Below are 20974 nucleotides of genomic sequence, written 5' to 3'. Positions count from 1 at the left end.
CGCCTCCGCGTCCCGCGCGACCCTGGGAGCATGACCGCAGCCCCCGCCCCCGTCGGCCGCCCGGACCAGCCGCGCCTCACGCGCCCGGACGGCTCCCCCGTCCGCGTCCTCGTGGTCGACGACGAGCCGAACCTCGCCGAGCTGCTCACCTCGGCGCTGCGGTACGAGGGCTGGGACGTCTCCACCGCGCTCGACGGGCACACCGCGATCCGCACCGCGCGGGAGACCGGGCCGGACGTCGTCGTGCTCGACGTCATGCTCCCCGACATGGACGGGCTCACCGTCCTGCGCCGCCTGCGCGAGCGCGACGCCGACGTGCCCGTGCTGTTCCTCACCGCGCGCGACGCCGTCGAGGACCGCGTCGCCGGGCTCACCGCGGGCGGCGACGACTACGTGACCAAGCCGTTCAGCCTGGAAGAGGTCGTCGCCCGGCTGCGCGGGCTGCTGCGCCGCGGCGGTGCGACCGCCCAGCGCGAGGACTCGGTGCTCGTCGTCGGCGACCTCGAGCTCGACGAGGACGCGCACGAGGTGCGGCGCGGGGGCGAGGAGATCCGGCTCACCGCGACCGAGTTCGAGCTCCTGCGGTACCTCATGCGCAACCCGCGCCGCGTGCTGTCCAAGGCGCAGATCCTCGACCGCGTCTGGAACTACGACTTCGGCGGCCAGGCCAACATCGTCGAGCTCTACGTCTCCTACCTGCGCCGCAAGATCGACAAGGGCCGCGCACCCATGATCCACACGCTGCGCGGGGTCGGGTACGTGCTCAAGCCCGCCGCCGACGCGGAGAGCGCCCGTGCCTGACCTCGGCGGGACCCGCCCGACGGCCACCGGCAGGGACCGGCGGCCCACCGCGCTGCGCCGGCGCCTCGTGCTCGTGCTCGCGGCCGTCGTGCTGCTCGTCACCGTCGGGCTCGCCGTCGCGTCCGCCGTCGTGCTGCGCACCCAGCTCGTCGCCCAGGTCGACCACGAGCTGCGCCAGGCGAGCGACCGGCTCGCCCGCGGCAACGGCCCCGCGCAGCCCCCGGACGGCACCGGCGACGCGTCCGGGCCGGAGCCCGGCGGGCCCGACGACCCGTCGCGCTTCCCCGCGGGCACCGGCCCCGGCAGCGCCGTGCTGCGGTACGACGGCGGCGAGCTCGTCCTCGCGGAGTACGTCACCCCGGACCTCCAGCGCGTGGCGCTCGACGACGCCCAGGTCGCGACGCTCAAGAACGTCCCCGCCGACGGCGCCGCGCACGACGTCGACCTCCCCGACCTCGGGTCGTTCCGCGCGGTGCACCGCACCACCGCGGACGGGCAGCCCGTCGTCGTCGCGTCGAGCACCGCCCAGGTCGATGCGACCGTCGAGAGGTACGTGCTCGTCGAGGCCGCGCTCGGCGCGGCCGGGCTCCTCGCGGCCGTGCTCCTCGGCACCTGGCTCGTGCGGCGCTCGCTGCGCCCGCTCGACGACGTCGCCGCCGCCGCGGGCCGCGTCTCCGAGCTCGAGCTCGCGCAGGGCGAGATCGACGCCATCCCCCGCGTCCCGGACGACCTCACCGACGAGCGGACCGAGGTCGGCCAGGTGGGCGCCGCGCTCAACCGGATGCTCGAGAACGTCGAGACCTCGCTCCAGGCGCGCCACGACTCCGAGACCCAGGTGCGGCGGTTCGTCGCCGACGCGAGCCACGAGCTGCGCACGCCGCTCGCCTCCATCCGCGGGTACGCGGAGCTCGTGCGCCGCTCCCCCGACGACGTGCCGCCCGCGACCGCGCGCTCGCTCGACCGCATCGAGGCCGAGGCCGTGCGCATGACCGGCCTCGTCGAGGACCTGCTGCTCCTCGCCCGGCTCGACGCCGGCCGGCCGCTCGACCGCGCGCCCGTCGACCTCGCCGTGCTCGCCGTGGACGCCGTCACGGACGCGCACGCCGCGGGACCCGACCACGACTGGGCCCTCGACCTGCCCGGCGCGGACGACCTCGACGTCGACCCGGCGTCCGGCGCCCCGGACCCGGACGACCTGCCGGACGACGCCGTCGACCTGGAGGTGACCGGCGACGAGGCCAGCCTGCGCCAGGTCCTGGCCAACCTCCTCGCCAACGCCCGCACGCACACCCCGCCCGGCACGCACGTGGACGTCCGGCTCACCGCGGACGCCGACGCCGTCGTGCTCGCCGTCGCCGACGACGGGCCCGGCATCCCCGCGCCCCTGCGGCCGACGCTCCTGCGCCGCTTCACGCGCGGGGACGACGCCCGCAACCGCACCGGCGGCTCCACGGGCCTCGGGCTCGCGATCGTCGACGCGATCGTCACCGCCCACGGCGGCACGATCACGGTGACCTCCACGACGGAAGTCGAGCCCGGCCCCACCGGCACCACCATCGCGGTCCGCCTCCCTCGAACCCACCCCTGACCGTCCCTCCGGGGCCGAGCAGGTGGTCCTGGCTCGTCCGAACCTCCGGACGCACCAGGACCACCTGCTCGCCGCGCCGGGACCGCCTGGTCAGCCCTTGACGCAGAGGAGCGTCGTGAGGCGGGCGACGACCTCGACGAGGTCGGACTGGGCACGGATGACCTCGTCGAGGTCCTTGTAGGCGGCCGGGATCTCGTCGAGCACCCCGGCGTCCTTGCGGCACTCCACGCCGGCCGTCTGGGCGGCGAGGTCGTCGAGCGTGAAGGTCTTCTTCGCCTTCGTGCGCGACATGCGACGGCCCGCGCCGTGCGACGCCGACCAGTACGACTCCGGGTTCCCGAGCCCGCGCACGATGTACGAGCCGGTGCCCATGGACCCCGGGATGAGCCCGAGGTCGCCCTTCCCGGCCCGGATCGCGCCCTTGCGGGTCACGACGAGCTCCTGGCCGTCGACGCGCTCGACCGCGACGTAGTTGTGGTGGACGTTCACGGCCTCGTCGAACGCGATCTCGCGGCCGGGGAACGACGCACGCACGGCGTCGACCACGAGCGTCATCATGACCGCTCGCGAGCGCGCCGCGTACTCCTGCGCCCACCACAGATCGGCGAGGTACGCGTCCATCTCCGGCGTGCCGCCGAGGAACACGGCGAGCTCGCGGTCGACGAGCCCCTGGTTGTGCTCCAGGCGCTTCGCGACCGCGACGTGCTGCTCCGCGAGCGTCTTGCCGATGTTGCGCGACCCCGAGTGCAGCTGGAGCCAGACCTGCCCGTCGGTGTCCGTGCACAGCTCGACGAAGTGGTTTCCCCCGCCCAGCGTCCCGAGCTGACGGCGCGCGCGGCCCTCGATGTCCGAGACGCGCCCGTGCAGCCCGGAGAACCGCGACCAGAACGCGTCCGCACCGCGCGCGACCTCGGCCGGGCCGCGACCGGAGATCGAGCGCAGCCGGTGCGGGTCGACCGGCTCGTCGTGCGCGTGGAAGCCGACGGGGATCGCGGCCTCGATGCGCGCGCGGACCGGTCCGAGGTCGTCGGGCAGGTCCTCCGCCGTGAGAGACGTGCGGACGCCGATCATCCCGCACCCGATGTCGACGCCGACGGCGTTGGGCGACACGGCGTCGCGCATCGCGATGACCGAGCCGACGGTCGCGCCCTTGCCCAGGTGGACGTCGGGCATGACACGCACGCCCTCGACCCACGGCAGCGCGGCGATGTTGCGCAGCTGCTGCAGCGCGGCCGGCTCGACGGCGTGCTCGTGCGCCCACATGAGGGTGGGTGCCTTCGCGCCCGACAACGGGACGGGGAACGCGTGGGCCTCGGTGCTCACGATGCTGACCTCCTCGGGTCGTCCTGACGATCATGACGCCGCCCCGGCGGGGCGGCGAGGTGCGCGCGGGAGGACTCGAACCCCCGCCGCCCGGCTCCGGAAGCCGGCGCTCTGTCCGCTGAGCTACGCGCGCTGGTGCTCCTTAACGTCGAGCAGACGGGACGCGAGGCGTCCAGGTGCCCTCGGAGGGAGTCGAACCCCCGTCTCCGCTTCCGTAGAGCGGCGTCGTGTCCGTTGGACCACGAAGGCAGTGCTTTTCACCGCAGGCGCACGACAAATGCGCGCCGACGGCGGAGAGAAGAGAAAGACAGCACGAGAAATGCACCCCGACCGGGTGCATTCCCGCACAAGAAAAAAGGCCGCCCCGGCGATGTCCGGGACGGCCTGTCGTGACGACGCTGTGGTCAGACGACAGGACCGCCGGGGTAGCCGACGAGGAACGAGGACACGCTGAGATACGCCACGGGCAGCACGACGCGCGGCTGCTCGCAGGGCAGGACGGGACGTCGCCGGTCCTGCTGGACGGGTTCGCGCACGGCACTGCTCCTCTCGGTCATGTCGGGTGGTCCACGCACCGGAATGTCGTCGACCGAGGTAGACCGTACGCGCCTTTCCTGAACCACACAACCCCATTTCCCGAATTCGTCGGAGAATCTTCGACCGCGGCCCGCGCACCACCCGGATATCCCGCCTGCCGGCCTTTCCTCACCGCAGACGAGCTCGCCCGCCCCCCGCCCCCCGTGCCACCCCCGGCTCCCCGCGCGCCCTCCGCGCAGGACACGGCCTCCGCCTCCCCGTCAGGGCTCGGCCGGTCGGGCTCCGGCGACCGGCCCCGGATGACGCTCGGCCGCTTGGCACACTTTTCTCGTCGTCGGCGCGCAGGTCGTCGGCCTTCCGGGCGGTCGACCGGGACTGTCGGCGGCACCGGGTAGGGTTCCGGACGTTCCGGACAGACCTCCCGACGCCGACGAACCGTGCGCGGGCCCGACGACAGGAGATGCGCCGCCATGATGGGTGCCAACCACGCCGCGACCGGTGCGGCGGCGTGGATCGCCGTGACGTCGACGGCCCCGTTCGCCCTCGGCTGGCACCCCGTGTCGTCGGTCGGGGTCATGACGGGTGCGGTCGTGTGCGCCGGGGCCGCGCTCCTCCCCGACGCCGACCACCACAACGGCACGTTCGCGCACTCGCTGCCGCCCGTGAGCGAGTGGGTGTCCGACGCCGTGGAGACGGTCGCGGGCGGGCACCGCCAGGGCACGCACTCGTTCCTCGGCATCGCGGTGTTCACCGCGCTCGCCTGGCTCGCGGGGCTCGTCACGGTCGAGACGGCCAGCTTCGGCACGGTCTACGTCGGCGGCGGGCTGCTCGCGGTGCTGCTCGTCGCGCTCGCGCTCAAGGCGCTCAAGCTCACGCGGCGCGGCAAGCTCGTGCCGTGGGTGACGTCGCTCACCGTCGCCGTGCTCGTCGCCCTGTTCTCCCCGGAGGAGTGGAACTGGCTCCCCGTCGCGGTCGGGCTCGGCGTCACGATCCACATCCTCGGCGACGTGCTCACGACCAACGGCGCCCCGCTGCTGTGGCCGGTGAAGATCCGCTCGCCGCGCTGGGTACGGCGCTCGCTCGTCGTCGATGACGTGTGGCGCCCGAGCGGGAGCTTCGCCCTCCCCCTGCTCGGCTCCACGGGGTCGGTGCGCGAGTGGATCCTCGCGACGGCCGTCGGGATGTACGCGACGGTCGGGTTCGTGTGGTCGGCGCTCGACCAGATGGGCTTCGACACCCTGGGCACGTACGAGCGCGTGGTGGCGGCGATCCAGGTCCTCGCGTCCGGGGCGGCCTGAGCCCGTCCTCAGCCGACGGCGCGGGCGCGGGGGACGCGCGCTGTCGACCACCGCAGCGCCTCGGTGAGGAGGATCGCGAGCGAGCCGCACGCCAGGCCGACGCCGAGCGCGGCGGGGTCGGAGACGTCGAGCGACAGGAGCTCCCTCGCGGCAGGGACGCTGAAGAGCGCCACGTAGAACACCGCGCAGAAGCCGACCAGGACCACCTTCCACGCCGTGTACGGACGCGCCACGACGGCGAGCACCCACAGGGCGCCCACGAGCAGCGTGACGAGCGCGGCGGTGGACGCGCGGACCTCCGCCGGGGCGAGCGTGTCCGTCGGGCCGCCCAGCGACGCCCCGCCCGCGCCCGGGTCCACCACGAGGTAGCACAGGAAGGTCAGGACGCCGATCGACACGCCCGCGGGCACCGCGAGCCGGAGCACCCTCGGCACGAAGCCCGGGCGCGCCCGCTCGTCGTTGGGCGCCAGGGACATGACGAACGCGGGTACCCCGATGGTGAACCACGCCGCGACGGTCACGTGGATCGGCAGGAACGGGTAGGACACGGGCGCTCCCCCGAGGAGCCAGGCACCGACCCCGGCGAGGCCGACGAGGACGGCCAGCACCACCGCGTACACGGTCTTGGTGAGGAAGAGGTGCGCGACCCGTTCGATGTTCCCGATCACCCGGCGCCCTTCCCCGACGACGGACGGCAGCGTCGCGAAGCGGTCGTCCAGCAGGACGATCTGCGCCACGGACCGCGCGGCCGGGCTCCCCGACCCCATGGCCACGCCGATGTCCGCGTCCTTGAGCGCGAGGACGTCGTTCACGCCGTCGCCCGTCATGGCGACGGTGTGCCCGCGCGCCCGCAGCGCCCCGACGACGGCCCGCTTCTGGTCCGGTCGCACTCGGCCGAACGTCGTGGCGCCCTCGACGACCGTCGCGAGCTCCTCGCGGTCGGCGGGCAGGGTCCGGGCGTCGACCGACGTCTCGGGGCCGCCCAGGCCGAGGGACCGCGCGACCGCGGCGACGGACACCGGGTTGTCACCGGAGACGACCTTCACCGTGACGCCCTGGGCGTCGAAGTAGTCCAGCGTCTGCCGGGCGTCCGCGCGCACCCGCTGCTCGAGCGCGACGAGCGCCCGCGGGACGAGGTGCCCCGGGGCGCCTCCGTCCGGGGCGACGGCGTCGACCGGGGCGTCGGTCGACGCGACGAGCAGCACCCGCAGGCCGTCGGCGCCGAGCGCCGTCGCCCGGCGGGCCACGTCGGACCGGGGGTCCAGCAGCACGTCCGCGGCGCCGAGCACCCAGCTCCCCTGCGGGCCGTCGGCGTCCGCGAACGACATGCCGGACCACTTCGTGGCCGACGAGAACGGGACGACGGCGGTCGCCCGCCAGCCCGGTGCGTCCGGGAACGCCTCCGCGACCGCGGCGACGGACGCGTTGGGCCGCGGGTCGAGGGCGGCGAGCGCCGCCAGGGCGCGCTCCACCTCGTCCCGGGGGCCGTCGAGCACGTCCACCCGGGCGAGGCGCATCCCGTTCTCCGTGAGCGTGCCCGTCTTGTCCGCGCACACCACGTCGACGCGCGCCAGCCCCTCGATGGCCGGCAGCTCCTGCACGAGGCACCGCCGCCGACCGAGCCGGACCACCCCGATCGCGAAGGCGACGGAGGTCAGGAGCACCAGGCCCTCGGGGACCATGGGCACGAGGGCCGCGACCATGCCGAGCACGGACTGCCGGAACCCCTGCCGCGAGATGACGAGCTGGTTCACCACCGTGAGGACGCCCGCGGGCACCAGCAGCCACGTGATGACCCGCAGGATCGAGTCGATACCGGACCGCAGCTCCGAGCGCACGAGCGTGAACGCGCTCGCCTCGTGCGCGAGCCGCGCGGCGTACGCGGCCGGGCCGACGTCCGTCGCCCGGTATGCGCCCGAGCCGGCCACCACGAAGCTCCCGGACAGGAGGCGGTCCCCGGGCCTCTTCACGACGGGGTCGGCCTCGCCCGTGAGGAGGGACTCGTCGACCTCGAGCGAGGCGGACTCGACCACCGGGCCGTCGACCACGACCTGGTCCCCGGCGCCGAGCTCGACGACGTCGTCGACGACGACGTCCGCCTGGTCGACCTCCGTCACCGCCCCGTCGCGGCGCACGCGCACGGGCGCCCGCCCCACGATCGCCAGCGCGTCCAGGGTGCGCTTCGCGCGCAGCTCCTGGACGATCCCGATGCCGGCGTTGGCGAGGATCGCGAGACCGAAGAGGCTGTTGATGAGCGAGCCCGTGCTCAGCGCCAGGACGAGGAGCACCCCGAGCAGGGCGTTGATCCGCGTCGCGGTGTTGGCCCGGACGATGTCCCAGGTCGTCCGCCCCGAACGGGGCGGCAACCGGTTGACCCTGCCGTCGGCGACGCGTTCTTCGACGTCCCGTGACGTCAGTCCCGCAGCCCTCGTCGACGGCGCCGTCATGGGCGCGATCGTATCCGCCGTAAATCCGTTGCGCCGGGCCGCGCGGCGATGAGACGGTCGCAGCACGTCGCCCGCGTCGTCGGGCACCGGAGGAGAGGAGGACCGCCATGAGCTGGACGACCCCCGCTCGCGTGTCCACCACCCCCGGGAGCACCCACCGCCGCTGACCGGTCCACGACCGCTCGCGACGACCGTCCCCGACCGCCGCCCGGCGGCCGCGGCGACGCGCGCTCCCCTCCCCCGAGGAGCCCCCGTGCCCGAGCACGACCTGCCGTACCCCGACCTCTCCCTCCCGCCCGCCCTGGCGCGCGACCCCCGCACTCCCCCGCCGCGCCGTCTGCGGCGCCTCGCCGACCTGGCCGACGCCGAGGCCGAGGCCGGCGTCCTCGACGCGGCGCTCGGCGACGACCAGCGCTGGTCCACGTGGTCCGCCGTCGAGAAGGGACAGCGCGGGCCGGAGCCGCGCCCGGACTGGGTGGTGACGGCCGACGCGGCCCTCGACACCGAGCTCGGCCTGCTCAAGACCGGCAAGGAGGCGGACGTCTTCCTCCTGGAGCGGGCCGTCCCCGGCGACCCCGCGCGCCGCAGCCTGCTCGCCGCGAAGCGCTACCGCGACCTCGACCACCGCTCGTTCCGGCGCGACACCGTCTACACCGAGGACCGCCGCGTGCGCCGGACGCGCGACCGTCGCGCCCTCGACCGCAAGTCGCGCTACGGCCGCCAGGTCGCGGCCGGGCAGTGGGCCGCGGCGGAGTTCGCCGCGCTGTGCGAGCTGTGGTCGGCCGGTGCGCCCGTCCCGTACCCCGTCCAGATCGACGGCGACGAGATCCTCATGGAGTTCGTCGGCACGTCCGACGGCGTCTCGCACGAGGCCGCGCCCCGGCTCGCGCGCACGCGGCCCGACCGCGACCTCCTCGCGTCGTGGTGGGACCAGGTCCGCGACGCCATGGCCGTGCTCGCCCGGCTCGGCTACGCGCACGGCGACCTGTCGCCGTACAACGTCCTGGCGGACGGCGAGCGGATCGTCGTCATCGACCTGCCGCAGGTCGTGGACCTCGTGGCGAACCCGTTCGGCACCGAGCTCCTGCTCCGCGACTGCCGCACGATGGCCGCGTGGTTCGCCGGGCGCGGGCTCGAGACGGACGCCGACGAGCTCTTCGCGGTGCTGCTCGCCCAGGCGTGGTGAGGACCGGGCCGCTCGGCCGTCCGTGCGACGATCGACCGCGTGCTGCGCCTCGCCCTCGTCGGTCTCGACTCGTCCCACGCCGACCACTACGTGCGGCTCGTGGCCGCCGAGCGGCGCTGGCCCGGCGTGCGGCTCGTGGCGCTCGTCGACGGGGAGCCCGGTCGCCGCGCGGAGCTCGCCGCGGCCGGCGGGCTGCGCCTGGACGCGGGCGACGCCACCGTGCCCGACGTCGTCGGGCGCGTCGACGCCGCCATCGTCGCCCACCGCGCGGGGCGGCGGCACGGCGCCGCGACCCGTGCGCTCCTCGCGGCGGGCGTCCCGGTGCTCGTGGACAAGCCGTTCGCCGCGTCGGTGGCCGACGCGCGGGCGACGCTCGACGTGGCGCGCGCGCACGGCACGGCCGTGACGACGGCGTCCGCGCTGCGGTTCGCGCCCGAGGTCGCGGCGGCGCGCGCCGCCCTCGCGACCGCCGACGGAGGTTCCGTCGCGCCGCGCGTCGCCGCGGCACCGTCGTCGCCAACCAAGCCAGCGGCGTCGCCGCCCGGGCCCGCCGTCGAGGTGTCCGGCCCGGCGGACCCGCACGACGAGCGCGACGGGCTGTTCTTCCTCGGCATCCACGTCGTCGAGGCGGCGCGCGCCGTCGTCGGTGCGCCGCCCGGGGCGGCGTGGTCGCCGCCCGCCGTGACGCGCTCGGCGGACGGCATCGTCGCCACGACGCGGCTGGGCGGTGTCGACGTCCGGCTGCTCCTCCTGGACCCGGGCGCCCACCCCACCGCGGGGTTCGCGGTCGCGGTGCGCACGCCCCGCGGCGTCGAGCGCACCGAGGTGGTGCTCGACGCCGACTACCTCGTCCCGGTGGTCGAGCACGGGCTCGCGGTCCTCGCGCCCGGGACCACCACGACGGCGCCTACCGCGGCGCGCACGACGGCGGACCCCGCCGACGACGCGGGCCGGGTCGCCGCCGAGCACGCGACGATCCTCGCCGACCTCGCGCTCCTCGAGCAGGTCGGCGCGGCCCTGCGGCCCTGACCCCGGGCCCCGAAGCTCCCGCCGCCCGCGCCGGGGCGCGGCGGACGGGGTAGAACGGGACCATGGAGCCCTCCACCGAGTCCTTCAACGCCGACGACGTCCGCACGTTCCTCACGACCTACGGCGTCGCGCTCTCGACGGGCGACCTCGACACGATCGGCGAGAGCTACGCCTTCCCGGCGCTCGTCGTCGGCACGACCGGTTCGGTGCTCCTCGGCGACCCCGAGGACGTGCGCGCGTCGACGGCCGAGCTCGCCCGGGGGTTCCGCGAGCGCGGGCTCGTCGGCGTGGTCGCGCACCTCGTCGGGGTCGAGGAGGTCGGCGACGCGCTCGTCTGGGCGCACGCGCGCTGGAGCTACCGCGACGAGTACGCGAACGAGCAGGAGGCGCAGGAGGTGCGGTACCTGCTGCGCCGCGCACGGGACACGTTCGAGGTGTGCGTCGCGGTGCCGGTCGGCCCGTAGGCCGCGCCGACCGCGCCCGCCGACCAGCCCGCGAGCGCCCCGGGTCAGGACAGCCGGTTGTCCCGGTCCTCCCACGGCGACGCGGCGGGCGACCGCCCGGGCGGGGTGACGTCGTCGGGCTGGAGCGCCCGCACGACGAACGACCCCGCGGCGAGCACGACGCCCCCGGTGAACGCGACCTGCAGCACGGTGAGCAGCACGCCCACGAACCAGGTGCCGACGAACGCGTAGGTGACGTTCATGAGCCCGATGTTCTGGACGAGCGCGCTCCCGACGGTCAGGCCGACCCCGGTCCAGAGCATCGTGCGGGCGGTGAGGCGGGGCGGCATCGCGGGCTTCCTCTCGTCGGCGAGACGGTCCGGGCCCGGGGGCGTCGTCGCCCGCGCGGTACCCGGTCCGTTCCTACCATGCCGCCCGCGGCGCCGCGGTCCCGCCTCGCGCGTCAGCGGAAGTCGCGCGAGGTCGTGCCGACCTGGAGCGAGAGCGGCGCGAGGTGCTCCGCGACGAGGTTCGTGGCGCCGTCGGCCCGCTCGAGCCGCCCGCGCACGACGAGCGCCGCGGACCCGCGCGCGACCTTCCGGAACCGCTGCCACAGCCCGGGCGAGCACACGACGTTGAGGATGCCCGTCTCGTCCTCGAGCGACAGGAACGTCACGCCTCCGGCTGTCCCGGGCCGTTGCCGGTGCGTGACGACGCCGCCCACGGCGACGCGCGACGGCGGGTGCGGGCGCGTGCCCGGCACCTCGCCCGCCGCGCGCTCCGCCTCGTCGACCTCCTCGATCTCGCGCGACACCGCCACGGCGCCGACGACGGTGAGCACCCCGGCCGCGGTGAGGCCGTCGCGGACGTACTGCGTCGGGTAGGAGTCGGTCGACACGCCCGTGGCCCAGACGTCGGCGACGGCGGTCTCGACGTCGGTCATGCCGGGCAGCGCCGGCGCGTCGACGCCGACGCTCACACCCGGCAGCGTCCCCGGACCCTCCTGCGCGAGCGCGCCGGCCGCCCACAGCGCCTCGCGTCGCGTCACGCCGAGGCCGTCGGTCGCGCCGGCGGTCGCGAGCCCTTCGAGCTGGGCGGTCGTGAGGTCGACGCGCCGCACGAGGTCGCGCAGGTCGCTGAACGCCCGCCCCTCCCCCGGTGCCCCGCGCGCCGCGACGACGCGCTCAGCCGCGTCCTTCCCGAGCCCGCGCACGCTCGCGAGCCCGAGCCGCACCGCGAGCCCGAGGTCGGGCTCCGGCCCGTAGCGGGTATCGACCCCCGCCTCCCCGCCGAGCATGCGGCTGTCGCCCGTCCAGGCGCCAGGGCGGTCCGTACCCGCATGCTCGGCGGGCGCAGCCGCATGGTCGGCGGGCAGCCGCTCGACCGTCGCCTCGACGTCGGACGCGTTGACGTCGGGGCGCAGCACGGTGACGCCGTGGCGGCGCGCGTCCGCCACGAGAGACTGCGGCGAGTAGAACCCCATGGGCTGCGCCGCGAGCAGCCCCGCGTAGAACGCGGCGGGGTGGTGCACCTTGAGCCACGAGCTCGCGTAGACGAGGAACGCGAACGAGTACGCGTGCGACTCGGGGAACCCGAAGTCGGCGAACGCCTTGAGCTTGTCGTAGATCTCCTCGCGCACGGCCGGGTCGGTGACGCCCTTCTCCCGCATCCCGTCCATGAGCCGCCCCCGCAGCTCCTCCATGCGCTCGACCGACCGCTTGGACCCCATCGCGCGCCGGAGCTGGTCGGACTCCTTCGGGGAGAAGCCCGCGACGTCGATCGCCATCTGCATGAGCTGCTCCTGGAACAGCGGCACGCCCTTCGTCTTGCCGAGCGACTTCTCCAGCAGCGGGTGCAGGAACGTCACCTCCTCCCGGCCCCGCGCCCGGTTGATGTACGGGTGCACGGAGCCGCCCTGGATGGGACCCGGGCGGATGAGCGCGACCTCGATGACGATGTCGTAGAACGTCCGGGGTCGCAGGCGCGGGAGCGTCGCCATCTGCGCGCGCGACTCGACCTGGAACACGCCGACGGTGTCGGCCGCGCACAGCAGGTCGTACACCGCCGGATCGTCCTCGGGCAGCGTGTGCAGCGCGAGGCGCGGGCCGCCCTCGTGCCGTTCCACGAGGTCGAACCCGATGCGCAGCGCCGTGAGCATCCCGAGGCCGAGGAGGTCGAACTTCACGAGCCCCGCGTCCGCGCAGTCCTCCTTGTCCCACTGCAGGACGGTGCGGCCCTCCATGCGCGCCCACTCGACGGGGCACACCTCGATGACGGGGCGGTCGCACATGACCATCCCGCCCGAGTGGATGCCCAGGTGCCGCGGGAGGCGCAGCATCCGGTCGGCGAGGTCGAGCACCGCGTCCGGGATCTCGCCCTCCTGCGCGGCCGACGGCGGCCGGTGCGCGGGCACGACGTCGTGCGTGTCGTCCGCGCGCAGGACGTCGCCCTCGTCCACGGCGAGCGGGTCGACGACGCGCGCGCCCCGGCCGGTGAGGTCGGGCGACCAGTCCCGGCTCCCCCACAGGCGCGACGTCGCGGCGTCCTTCCGGGCGGTGCGCGTCGTGACCCGCGGCGCGGCCGGGCCGGTGGGCCCCGGGGTCTTCGCCGCGATCGCCCGCTCCTTCGCCGCCCGGTCGGCCGCGGGCGACGACGGGTCGGGACCGCGCAGCGACCCCCACCGCTCGATCGACTTGCTCCACGCGTCGGCCTGCCCGACGTCGTACCCCAGCGCCCGGGCCGCGTCGCGCACCGCCGACTTCGGCCGGTAGGAGATGACGTTCGCGACCTGCGCGGCGTGCGTGCGCCCGAACGTCTCGTAGACGTGCTGGATGACCTCCTCGCGCCGTGCCGACTCGATGTCGATGTCGATGTCCGGCGGGCCGTCGCGCTCAGGAGCGAGGAAGCGCTCGAACAGCAGGCCGTGCTTCACCGCGTCGACGGCCGTGATGCCGAGCGCGTAGCAGACCGCGGAGTTCGCGGCCGAGCCGCGCCCCTGGGCGAGGATCCCGTTCCTGCGGCAGAACTCGACGAGGTCGTAGACCACGAGGAAGTACCCCGGGAAGTGCAGGTCCTCGATGACGCGCAGCTCGTGGTCGATCTGCGCCCACGCGCCCGTGATCTTCTCCTGGCCGCGCGGCCCGTACCGGTCCTCGCCGCCGCGCCGCACGAGCTCGCGCAGCCAGGTCGCCTCGGTGTGCCCGTCCGGCACCGGGTAGGGCGGCAGGTCGGGTGCGACGAGGTGCAGGTCGAACGCGCACTCGTCCCCCAGCGCCGCCGCGGTCGCGACGGCCTGCGGGTGCCGAGGGTGGCGCGCGAGCATCTCCGCCGCGGAGCGCAGGTGGGTCGTCGGGGCACCGGGCAGCCAGCCGTCGAGGTCGTCGAGCGACGAGCGCGCGCGCACGGCCGCGAGCGCCCCCGCGAGGTCGGCGTCGCGCGGGTGGGCGTAGTGCGCGGCGGTCGTCGCGACGAGCGGCAGCCGGGCGTCGGCGGCGAGGTCGGCGAGCGCCGCGTGCAGGTCGGCGTCGCGCGGGTCGTCGGTCGTGGTGATCTCGACGGCCACGTTGTCGGCGCCGAAGAGGGCGACGAGACGGTCGAGCTCGCGGCGGGCCGCGGCGCGCCCGGACGTGACGAGCGCGCGCCGCACCGCGCCCTTGCGGCACCCGGTGAGCACGAGCCACTGCCCGGCGGCCTCCGCCGCGAGCTGCTCGAGGCGGTAGTCGGCGGCGCCCTTGGTGCCCGTCGCGAGGTGCGCGGTCGCGATCGCGCGCGACAGGTTGCGGTAGCCCTGCGTGCCGCGCGCGAGCACGAGCAGGTGGGTCGAGCGCGGGTCAGGGACGCCGGTGGGCGGGTCGAGCACGGGCGCGCCGGTCGCGGTCGGCGCGGGCAGGTGCAGCTCGGACCCGAAGACGGTGGGGAGACCGACCTTGCGCGCGGCCTCGGCGAAGCGCACGACGCCGTACAGGCCGTCGTGGTCGGTGACGGCGAGCGCCGACAGCCCGAGCCGCGCGCCCTCGGCGGCGAGCTCCTCGGGGTGGGACGCGCCGTCGAGGAAGCTGAACGCCGAGTGCGCGTGGAGCTCGGCGTAGCGCGGGCCGGTGGTCCGGTCAGTCATACAGCCCCTCCACGGTCCACCGCCCGCGCGCGCTCGCGAGGAGCAGGCCGCGGCCGTCGTCGAGCAGGACCTGCACGTGCACGCGGCGCCGGGGCGCGGGCGTCCACCAGCGCTCGGCGAGCGGCCACGGCCCGGCCCAGTCCACGACGGCGCGCGCGGACCCGGGCCCGGGCAGCGCCGTCTCGTCCCGGGGCGCCGCCGCACGGCGCGGGCCCTCCTCCGGCGCGGGGGCCGGCCACCGCACGGTCGCGGGCTCGCCGCTCATCGCGAGGCGCGCGTCGACGACGACGGGCCGCCCGGCGTCGTCGAGCACGACGACGTCCTGCGGCTCGACGGGCACGAGCGCGGGGGCGGGGCTCGGCAGCGCGCCGGGCCACGGCAGGGCCGGGTCGCGCGGGCGCACGACGTCCTCCCCGAACGGCACGAGGTGCACGCGGTCGGTCGCGTCGCGGCCGCCCTGGACCTGGACGCGCAGGACGGCGTCGCCCCCGAGGATGCCCTGCACGCGCCCGAGCGCGCGGTGGGCCCGCGCGTCCTCGCCGCTCGACGCGCCCCACAGGCGCGGCTGCTCCGCCCCCGCGGGCACGACCTCCTCGGCCGTGAGGGACAGGCGGGCCAGCGGCGCGACGCCCGGGACGACGTCGGCCCCGCCGGGCGAGCCGCCCCGCTCTCCTCCGCGACCGGCCCGGGCCGCGCGCCCGGCGCGGACGGACGTGGTGGTGAGCCAGCCCTCGAGCTGCCACCGGACCTTGTCCGTGAGGCGCGCCGGGCTCATCGCGCCCGGCCCGTCGAGCCGCCAGGTGCGCTCGAGGTCGTCGCCCTCGACGGTCCGCGCCGTGATGCGCAGGCGCCCGGCGACGAGCGAGCGCGCGACGAGCTGGTCGTGCAGGTCCTCGGAGAGCCGGCGCGCGGCGAAGGTCGCGACGTCGACGCGCTCGGCGGGCGGGTCGAGCTCGGCGCTCACCGCGACGTCGGGCTCGACGCGGCGCCGCGCGGGCGGGCGCAGGTCCTCGCCGCGCGCGAGCCGGTGCGCCCACGCGCCGAGGTCGCCGAAGCGCCCCTCGACGGTCGCGGGCGGCAGGGCCGCGAGCGCCCCGAGGGTGCGCACGCCGAGCCGGCCCAGGAGGTCCACGAGCTCGTCGACCGCGACGGCGGCGTCCGGACGGGCGGTGACGTGCACGAGGTCGCGCGCGGGCCGCGGCGCGAGGAACGCGGCGGAGCGGCCGGGCGGGACGACGGCGGCGTCCCGCGCGGCGAGCACGGCGGCGAGGATGCCGTCGGCGACGCCCACCTGGCTCTCGTGGCCGGTGCGCTCGGCGACGCGCGCGACGAGCGCCTCCGCGAGCGCGGCGTCGGACCCGTGGTACCGGCTCGCACCGGCGGCGGGCAGGAGCAGCAGGCCGGGCCGGGTGATCTCCAGCCCCGCGACGACGGTCTCGGCCGCGAGCGCGACGGGCTCGAACTCGCGGGCGTCGCGCGCGTCGTCGACGTCGAGCAGCTCGAGCTCGGGGCAGCACTCGCGGGCCCGACGGCGGCGCATGCCCCGGCGCACGCCGTGGGCGCGCGCGGTCGCGGAGACGGCGACGACGCGGCGGCCGTCGTGCGTCGCGGCGGGGACGTGCGCGGGGACGTCGCGCACCGCCATCGCCGCGAGCACCGGCCAGTCCGGCACCCACAGGGCCGCCGTGCGGGTCGGGCTCGTGGTCATCCGACGAGCCGGAGCCGGGAAGGCCGGTCGGGGTCGTCGGCCCGGGCGGTCTCGTGGGCGGTCTCGGCGGTCCCGGCCGCGACGGCGCCGGTCCCGGCCGCGGGCCGGGGGCCGCGGGCGTCCTCGGCGAGGAACGCGGGCCAGTCCTCGTGGCCGAGCGGGAGCTCGACCTCGAGCCGCGCGGGGCGCGCGGCTCCCCCGCGGCCCGCGCGCTCGACGACGAGGGTGCGACGGCGCAGCCAGCCCGCGCCGCGGTCCGCCCCGGACCAGCCGCCGCCCGTCACGGTGAGCGCGACGTGCGCGCCCGGCCACGTCCCCGCGGCGACGAGCAGCGCCCCGCGCTCGCGCGCCCGCGCGGCCAGGCGCCGTCGGTCGGGGTCGGTGAGGGCGGCGTCGGGCCCGACGACCACGACGTCCAGGCCGTCGACGAGCGCCGAGATCGCGAGCGCCGCGTCCGGGCCGGGGCGCGGGACGAGCACGACGCGGTCGAGGTCGGCGCCGGCGTCGGCGGCCGCGAGCAGCCCGACGGCGGGGAACCCGACGGCGGCGGTCCACGCCCCGGCCCGCGACGGCCGCGCGACGAGCGCGAGCAGGAGGCTCGTCGAGCCGCGCACCGCCAGCACGGTGCCGCGCTGCAGCGCGCCGATCGGGAGGAGCGGCGCGAGCGCGTCGTGCACCGGCCACACCCGCTCGTCCGTGCCCGCGTCCCGGCTCGCGCCCGAGGTCCGGACGTGGCGGGTGCGGGCGCGCGCCGGAGGGTCGGACGGCGCGGGGACGGGCCGCACGACCGGCGAGGCGGCGGCGTCCGCGAGCGGGGCGACCTCGGCGAGGAGTGCGGTGCCGGCGCGCGGGACGGTGTCGGCACGCGGGGCGGTCTCGGTGCGTGGGACGACGGTCGGTGCCGCCGGGGCGGTGAGCGGTTCCGGGGCCGCGGGGGCGACGACGGGACGGTGTCGGCGGACGCCCGTACGCTCCTCCGCACGGCGCAGGACGGCACGGGCGCGCTCGGCCTTGTCGACGGCCGCAGCCGTCGGGCCTGGTGCCCCCGCCCGTTCGGCGGGGTCGGCGAGAAGGGTCATCTCGCCTCCCGGGATGCTGCTCGGACGGGACGCGCACCGCGCGTCGACTGCTGCGGGCGGTGTGCTGCACCCGCTGGGCGTTCGAACACACGTTCGAACACTTCCAGTGAACGACCGCCGCTCCGAGGTGTCAACTCCGCAGGTCGGAGGCGCCTGCTTCGTCCGAGATGCCCACCCCAACCTTCGACCCCCACTGGAGACTTGCCCGAAACCCTCGACCTCTACCTGACCCTCCTCCCCCGCCGACCATGCGGCTGTCGCCCGTCCGGCGGGCGGCACGGGCTGCGCCCGCATGCTCGGCGGGCTCGAGGGGCTCCGGGGGTGTGTTCGGCATCCGGCCTCTCCCGCGCGGCGGCCCGCCGGGGTGGCAGGCTGACGCCATGGACGCCCGCACGACCCTGCCCACGCTCGGCTCGCTCACCTGGGAGCCGGCGCTCGACCACCTCGACCTCGTCGCCCCCGTGACCGCCGACGCGCTGCGCCGGTGGGCCGACGTCGACCCGGACGTCGCGACGCTCGTCGCCGTGACGGAGATCGACCCCGACCTCGCGGACACCGCGACGCTCAACGCCGCGTTCGACCTGCCCGTCGAGGCGTCGGCGAACTGCGTCGTCGTGGGCGGCGCACGGGCGGGCGACGAGCGCGTCGCCGCCGCCGTCGTGCGGGCCCACACGCGCGCCGACGTCAACACACGCGTCCGCAAGCTGCTCGACGTGCGCAAGGCGTCGTTCCTGCCGACCGACCGCGCGACGGCCGAGTCCGGGATGGAGTACGGCGGCATCACGCCTGTCGGGCTGCCCGAGGGGTGGCGCGTGCTCGTCGACTCCCGCGTCGTGACGGACGGCGCGCTCGCGCTGATCGGCAGCGGCGTGCGGCGCTCGAAGCTGCTGCTCCCCGGCGACCTGCTGGGCCGCCTGCCCGGTGTCGAGGTCGTCGAGGACCTGGCCGTCCCGGTCGCCTGACCCGTCCCACCCTGCCGCGCACGACCTGAGGCACCCCGGGCACCCCGCCGGCCCTCAGGTCGTGCGCGGTGGTCAGCCTTCGAGGACGACGAGCCGCTGCGTCGCGCGCGTCATCGCGACGTAGCGGTCGACCGCGCCCTCGACGCCGTCGCCGAACGCCTGCGGTTCGACGAGCACCACGAGGTCGAACTCGAGGCCCTTCGCCGTCTCGGGCGTGAGCCACCGCACCCGCGCGGACCCCTCGCCCTCGCCACCGGCGCCACCGACCCTGCCGCCCGACTCCTCGCCGGACGGCCCGAACGACCCGGACGGCCCGGACGGCTCGGTGGCACCGATGACGCACGCCGTGCCGTCCGCGTGCTCGGCGAGCCACGCGCCGAGGACCGCGTCGAGGTCCGCGACCGCCCCGTGGGCCACGGGCACGCCCGTGCTGCGCACCGACGTCGGGACGTTCGCGCCCGGGATCGCGGCCCGGACGACGGGCTCCGCCTCGGCCATGATCTCCCGCGGCGTGCGGTAGTTGACGCTCAGCGACGCCTCCTCGACGCGGGCGAAGCCCACGCGCGCGAGCCGCTCGCGCCAGCCCTCGGGGAAGCCGTGGCGGGCCTGGGCGCGGTCCCCGACGACCGTGACGCTGCGCGACGGGCAGCGGCTGAGGACCATCTGCCACTCGGCGTCGGTGAGCTCCTGCGCCTCGTCGACGACGACGTGCGCGAAAGGCCCCGCGAGGCGGTCCGGCGTCGCGACGACGAGCGCGCCGTCGTCCACCAGCGCGTCGCGCAGGTCCTCGCCGCGGAGCATCTGCATGACCCCGAGCTCGCTGTCGTCGGTCGCCACGAGGTGGTCGACGACGTCGTCCATGCGCGCGCGCTCCGCCGCCACGGCGGCCTCGTTGCGGCGGCGTCGGCGTGACGCCTCCGGGTCGCCGAGCCGACGGCGCGCGGCGTCGAGCAGGGGCAGGTCCGCCGTCGTCCACGCGTGCGCGTCCGGGCGCTGGAGCGCACGCACCTGCTCGGGCGTGAGCGACGGCGCGCACAGCCGCAGGTAGGCGGGCACGGACCACAGGTCGGCCACGAGGTCCGTCGGCTCCACGAGGGGCCACGCGCGGTCGAACGCGGCACCGAGCCCGCGGTGGGCGCGCAGGGCGCGGCGCACGTCGTCGGCCTCGACGTCGACGCCGTCCTCCGCGGCTCCCCCGCACGCCTTGTCCACGAGGATCTCGACGAGCGCGGCCCAGACGTCGTCGCGCGCCTCGTTGTGCGGGGTGCCCGGGTCGACGGACTCGAACGCCTCCGCCCAGTCGGCGGTGGAGAGCCAGACGTCGGCCCACGGCGTCTCGACCTCCCTGCCCTCGGCGGGCGGGCGTTCGGAGAACCGCACGGCGGGCTCGATCGCGGCGACGAGCGCGGCGGACGCCTTGAGCCGGGCCACCTCGGGGTCGGCCTCCGCGCGCGCCGTCGCGCCCTCGGGGACGAGGTCGCGCAGCGTGCAGGTCTGCACGCCCTCCTCGCCGAGGCCGGGCAGCACGTCGGCCACGTACGCGAGGTAGGGACGGCTGGGCCCGACGACGAGCACGCCGCCGTGCCCACCACCGTGCCCGCCAGCGTGCCCACCACCGTGTCGGCCCCCGTGCCCGCCGCCCACGTGCGGGTCGGCGTACAGCAGGTAGGCCGCGCGGTGCAGCGCCACGACCGTCTTGCCCGTGCCGGGGCCGCCGTCGACGACGAGCGCGCCGCGCGAGCCCGCGCGCACGATCGCGTCCTGGTCGGCCTGGATCGTGCCGAGCACGTCGCTCATGCGCGGCGACCTGCTCGCGCCCAGGCTCGCGACGAACGCCGACTGGTCGTCGAGCGCCACGCTCGACCCCGCGCCGTCGGGCACGAGCTCCTCGTCCCAGTAGTCGGTGACGCGCCCGCGCGCCCACCGGTACCGGCGCCGCGCCGCGAGGCCGAGCGGCCGGGCGGGCGTGGCCGCGAAGTACGGCTCGGCGGCGGGCGAGCGCCAGTCGACGAGCAGGCGTTCCCCCGCGGGGTCGGTGAGGCCCACGCGCCCGACGTACACCGGGGCGGAGCCGTCGGCGAACGTCATGCGGCCCAGGCACAGGTCGACGCCGTAGCGCTGGAGCAGCCGCAACTGGCTGCTGAGGCGGTGGATCTCCTGGTCGCGCTCGAGCGCCTCGGTGCCGCTCCCACCCGGCGCGCGCCGGGCCGCGTCGAGACGCTGCGCGAGGTCGGCCACGGAGTGCTCGAGGCTCGCGGCGACCGCCGCGAAGTGGCGCTCGTCGGGGTCGACGAGCGCCGGGTCGGCCTTCGCGGCCAGCCGCGCGGGCAGGTCGAAGAACGGCGCGGGCTGCGGGTCCTGGTCCGCGGTGGAGTGGGTCGACGGGCGGCGGGACGGGTCGGTGGTGGCGGTCACGGGGGCGTCGGGCAACGTCATCAGCTCCGGTCCGGGTCCTGCGG

Annotated in this window: 15 protein-coding genes and 2 tRNA genes; 7 read left to right on the top strand and 10 right to left on the bottom strand. The window is 76.4% G+C overall.

Annotated elements, in window-relative coordinates; genetic code table 11:
• Window positions 1-30 precede the first annotated feature (30 nt).
• Both B8281_RS11820 and B8281_RS11815 read left to right on the top strand, forming a co-directional pair.
• Window positions 31-801: a response regulator transcription factor gene (locus B8281_RS11820; RefSeq protein WP_085387810.1), complete on the top strand. Its 771-nt coding sequence runs from the start codon at window positions 31-33 to the stop codon at window positions 799-801.
• Window positions 794-2389, top strand: coding sequence for a cell wall metabolism sensor histidine kinase WalK (locus B8281_RS11815; RefSeq protein ID WP_085387809.1), 1596 nt, complete (start codon window positions 794-796; stop codon window positions 2387-2389). The genes B8281_RS11820 and B8281_RS11815 overlap by 8 nt, the downstream gene beginning before the upstream one ends.
• A gap of 90 nt (window positions 2390-2479) precedes the next feature.
• On the opposite strand, the gene B8281_RS11810 is transcribed toward B8281_RS11815, so the two are convergent.
• The 4 genes from B8281_RS11810 to B8281_RS19985 form a co-directional block, all read right to left on the bottom strand.
• On the bottom strand, window positions 2480-3652 hold the full coding sequence (locus tag B8281_RS11810; RefSeq protein ID WP_085388740.1) for an RtcB family protein: 1173 nt from the start codon (window positions 3650-3652) through the stop codon (window positions 2480-2482).
• A 120-nt stretch (window positions 3653-3772) separates the two neighbouring features.
• Window positions 3773-3845, bottom strand: a tRNA-Arg gene (locus B8281_RS11805).
• A gap of 44 nt (window positions 3846-3889) precedes the next feature.
• A tRNA-Arg gene (locus tag B8281_RS11800) sits at window positions 3890-3961 on the bottom strand.
• Between the two features lie 155 nt (window positions 3962-4116).
• Window positions 4117-4248: a hypothetical protein gene (locus B8281_RS19985; protein ID WP_255376401.1), complete on the bottom strand. Its 132-nt coding sequence runs from the start codon at window positions 4246-4248 to the stop codon at window positions 4117-4119.
• A 471-nt stretch (window positions 4249-4719) separates the two neighbouring features.
• On the opposite strand from B8281_RS19985, the gene B8281_RS11795 reads away from it, so the two are divergent.
• Window positions 4720-5547, top strand: coding sequence for a metal-dependent hydrolase (locus B8281_RS11795; protein ID WP_085387808.1), 828 nt, complete (start codon window positions 4720-4722; stop codon window positions 5545-5547).
• Window positions 5548-5555: 8 nt separating this feature from the next.
• Here the strand turns inward: B8281_RS11795 and B8281_RS11790 are convergent, their stop codons facing one another.
• A complete protein-coding gene (locus B8281_RS11790) occupies window positions 5556-7994 on the bottom strand; it encodes an HAD-IC family P-type ATPase (protein WP_085387807.1) in 2439 nt (812 codons plus the stop codon).
• A 355-nt stretch (window positions 7995-8349) separates the two neighbouring features.
• Between B8281_RS11790 and B8281_RS11785 the strand changes: the two genes are divergently transcribed.
• From B8281_RS11785 to B8281_RS11775, 3 genes are all read left to right on the top strand, one after another.
• Window positions 8350-9180 (top strand): serine protein kinase RIO, encoded by an 831-nt coding sequence (locus B8281_RS11785; RefSeq protein WP_061267434.1) that lies wholly within the window; start codon window positions 8350-8352, stop codon window positions 9178-9180.
• Window positions 9181-9219: 39 nt separating this feature from the next.
• Complete coding sequence (locus B8281_RS11780) at window positions 9220-10209, top strand: Gfo/Idh/MocA family oxidoreductase (protein WP_137280619.1); 990 nt, start codon at window positions 9220-9222, stop codon at window positions 10207-10209.
• 62 nt (window positions 10210-10271) lie between these two features.
• Window positions 10272-10673: a hypothetical protein gene (locus tag B8281_RS11775; protein WP_085387805.1), complete on the top strand. Its 402-nt coding sequence runs from the start codon at window positions 10272-10274 to the stop codon at window positions 10671-10673.
• A gap of 44 nt (window positions 10674-10717) precedes the next feature.
• Here the strand turns inward: B8281_RS11775 and B8281_RS11770 are convergent, their stop codons facing one another.
• The 4 genes from B8281_RS11770 to B8281_RS11755 all read right to left on the bottom strand — a co-directional run bounded on the left by B8281_RS11770 (window position 10718) and on the right by B8281_RS11755 (window position 17553).
• A complete protein-coding gene (locus B8281_RS11770; protein WP_085387804.1) occupies window positions 10718-11002 on the bottom strand; it encodes a hypothetical protein in 285 nt (94 codons plus the stop codon).
• Between the two features lie 113 nt (window positions 11003-11115).
• Window positions 11116-14766, bottom strand: coding sequence for an error-prone DNA polymerase (locus B8281_RS11765; RefSeq protein WP_085387803.1), 3651 nt, complete (start codon window positions 14764-14766; stop codon window positions 11116-11118).
• Window positions 14759-16474 (bottom strand): DNA polymerase Y family protein, encoded by a 1716-nt coding sequence (locus tag B8281_RS11760; RefSeq protein ID WP_085387802.1) that lies wholly within the window; start codon window positions 16472-16474, stop codon window positions 14759-14761. Before B8281_RS11760 ends, B8281_RS11765 begins: the two co-directional genes overlap by 8 nt.
• The gene (locus B8281_RS11755) at window positions 16471-17553 is read right to left on the bottom strand and encodes a hypothetical protein (RefSeq protein WP_198163060.1); all 1083 of its coding nucleotides are present in this window, start codon (window positions 17551-17553) and stop codon (window positions 16471-16473) included. The genes B8281_RS11760 and B8281_RS11755 overlap by 4 nt, the downstream gene beginning before the upstream one ends.
• A gap of 380 nt (window positions 17554-17933) precedes the next feature.
• Here B8281_RS11755 and B8281_RS11750 point away from each other — a divergent pair, with 380 nt between their 5' ends.
• Entirely contained in the window at window positions 17934-18515 is a 582-nt protein-coding gene (locus tag B8281_RS11750; RefSeq protein ID WP_085387801.1) for a YbaK/EbsC family protein, read from the top strand.
• A gap of 72 nt (window positions 18516-18587) precedes the next feature.
• Here B8281_RS11750 and helR read toward each other — a convergent pair whose 3' ends face one another.
• Window positions 18588-20846: an RNA polymerase recycling motor ATPase HelR gene (gene helR, locus B8281_RS11745; RefSeq protein ID WP_085388739.1), complete on the bottom strand. Its 2259-nt coding sequence runs from the start codon at window positions 20844-20846 to the stop codon at window positions 18588-18590.
• Window positions 20847-20974 lie beyond the last annotated feature (128 nt).

This window comes from Cellulosimicrobium sp. TH-20, assembly GCF_002105775.1.
Taxonomy (GTDB): domain Bacteria; phylum Actinomycetota; class Actinomycetes; order Actinomycetales; family Cellulomonadaceae; genus Cellulosimicrobium; species Cellulosimicrobium funkei.
This window is presented reverse-complemented; position numbering and strand designations above follow the sequence as displayed.

Excerpts from the sequence above, each read along its gene's own strand:
- B8281_RS11770 (WP_085387804.1), bottom strand. The coding sequence starts at position 11,002 with ATGCCGCCCCGCCTCACCGCCCGCACGATGCTCTGGACCGGGGTCGGC.
- B8281_RS11765 (WP_085387803.1), bottom strand. The coding sequence starts at position 14,766 with ATGACTGACCGGACCACCGGCCCGCGCTACGCCGAGCTCCACGCGCAC.
- B8281_RS11775 (WP_085387805.1), top strand. The coding sequence starts at position 10,272 with ATGGAGCCCTCCACCGAGTCCTTCAACGCCGACGACGTCCGCACGTTC.
- B8281_RS11810 (WP_085388740.1), bottom strand. The coding sequence starts at position 3,652 with ATGTGGGCGCACGAGCACGCCGTCGAGCCGGCCGCGCTGCAGCAGCTG.
- B8281_RS11790 (WP_085387807.1), bottom strand. The coding sequence starts at position 7,994 with ATGACGGCGCCGTCGACGAGGGCTGCGGGACTGACGTCACGGGACGTC.
- B8281_RS11795 (WP_085387808.1), top strand. The coding sequence starts at position 4,720 with ATGATGGGTGCCAACCACGCCGCGACCGGTGCGGCGGCGTGGATCGCC.
- B8281_RS11760 (WP_085387802.1), bottom strand. The coding sequence starts at position 16,474 with ATGACCACGAGCCCGACCCGCACGGCGGCCCTGTGGGTGCCGGACTGG.
- B8281_RS11750 (WP_085387801.1), top strand. The coding sequence starts at position 17,934 with ATGGACGCCCGCACGACCCTGCCCACGCTCGGCTCGCTCACCTGGGAG.
- B8281_RS11820 (WP_085387810.1), top strand. The coding sequence starts at position 31 with ATGACCGCAGCCCCCGCCCCCGTCGGCCGCCCGGACCAGCCGCGCCTC.
- B8281_RS11755 (WP_198163060.1), bottom strand. The coding sequence starts at position 17,553 with ATGACCCTTCTCGCCGACCCCGCCGAACGGGCGGGGGCACCAGGCCCG.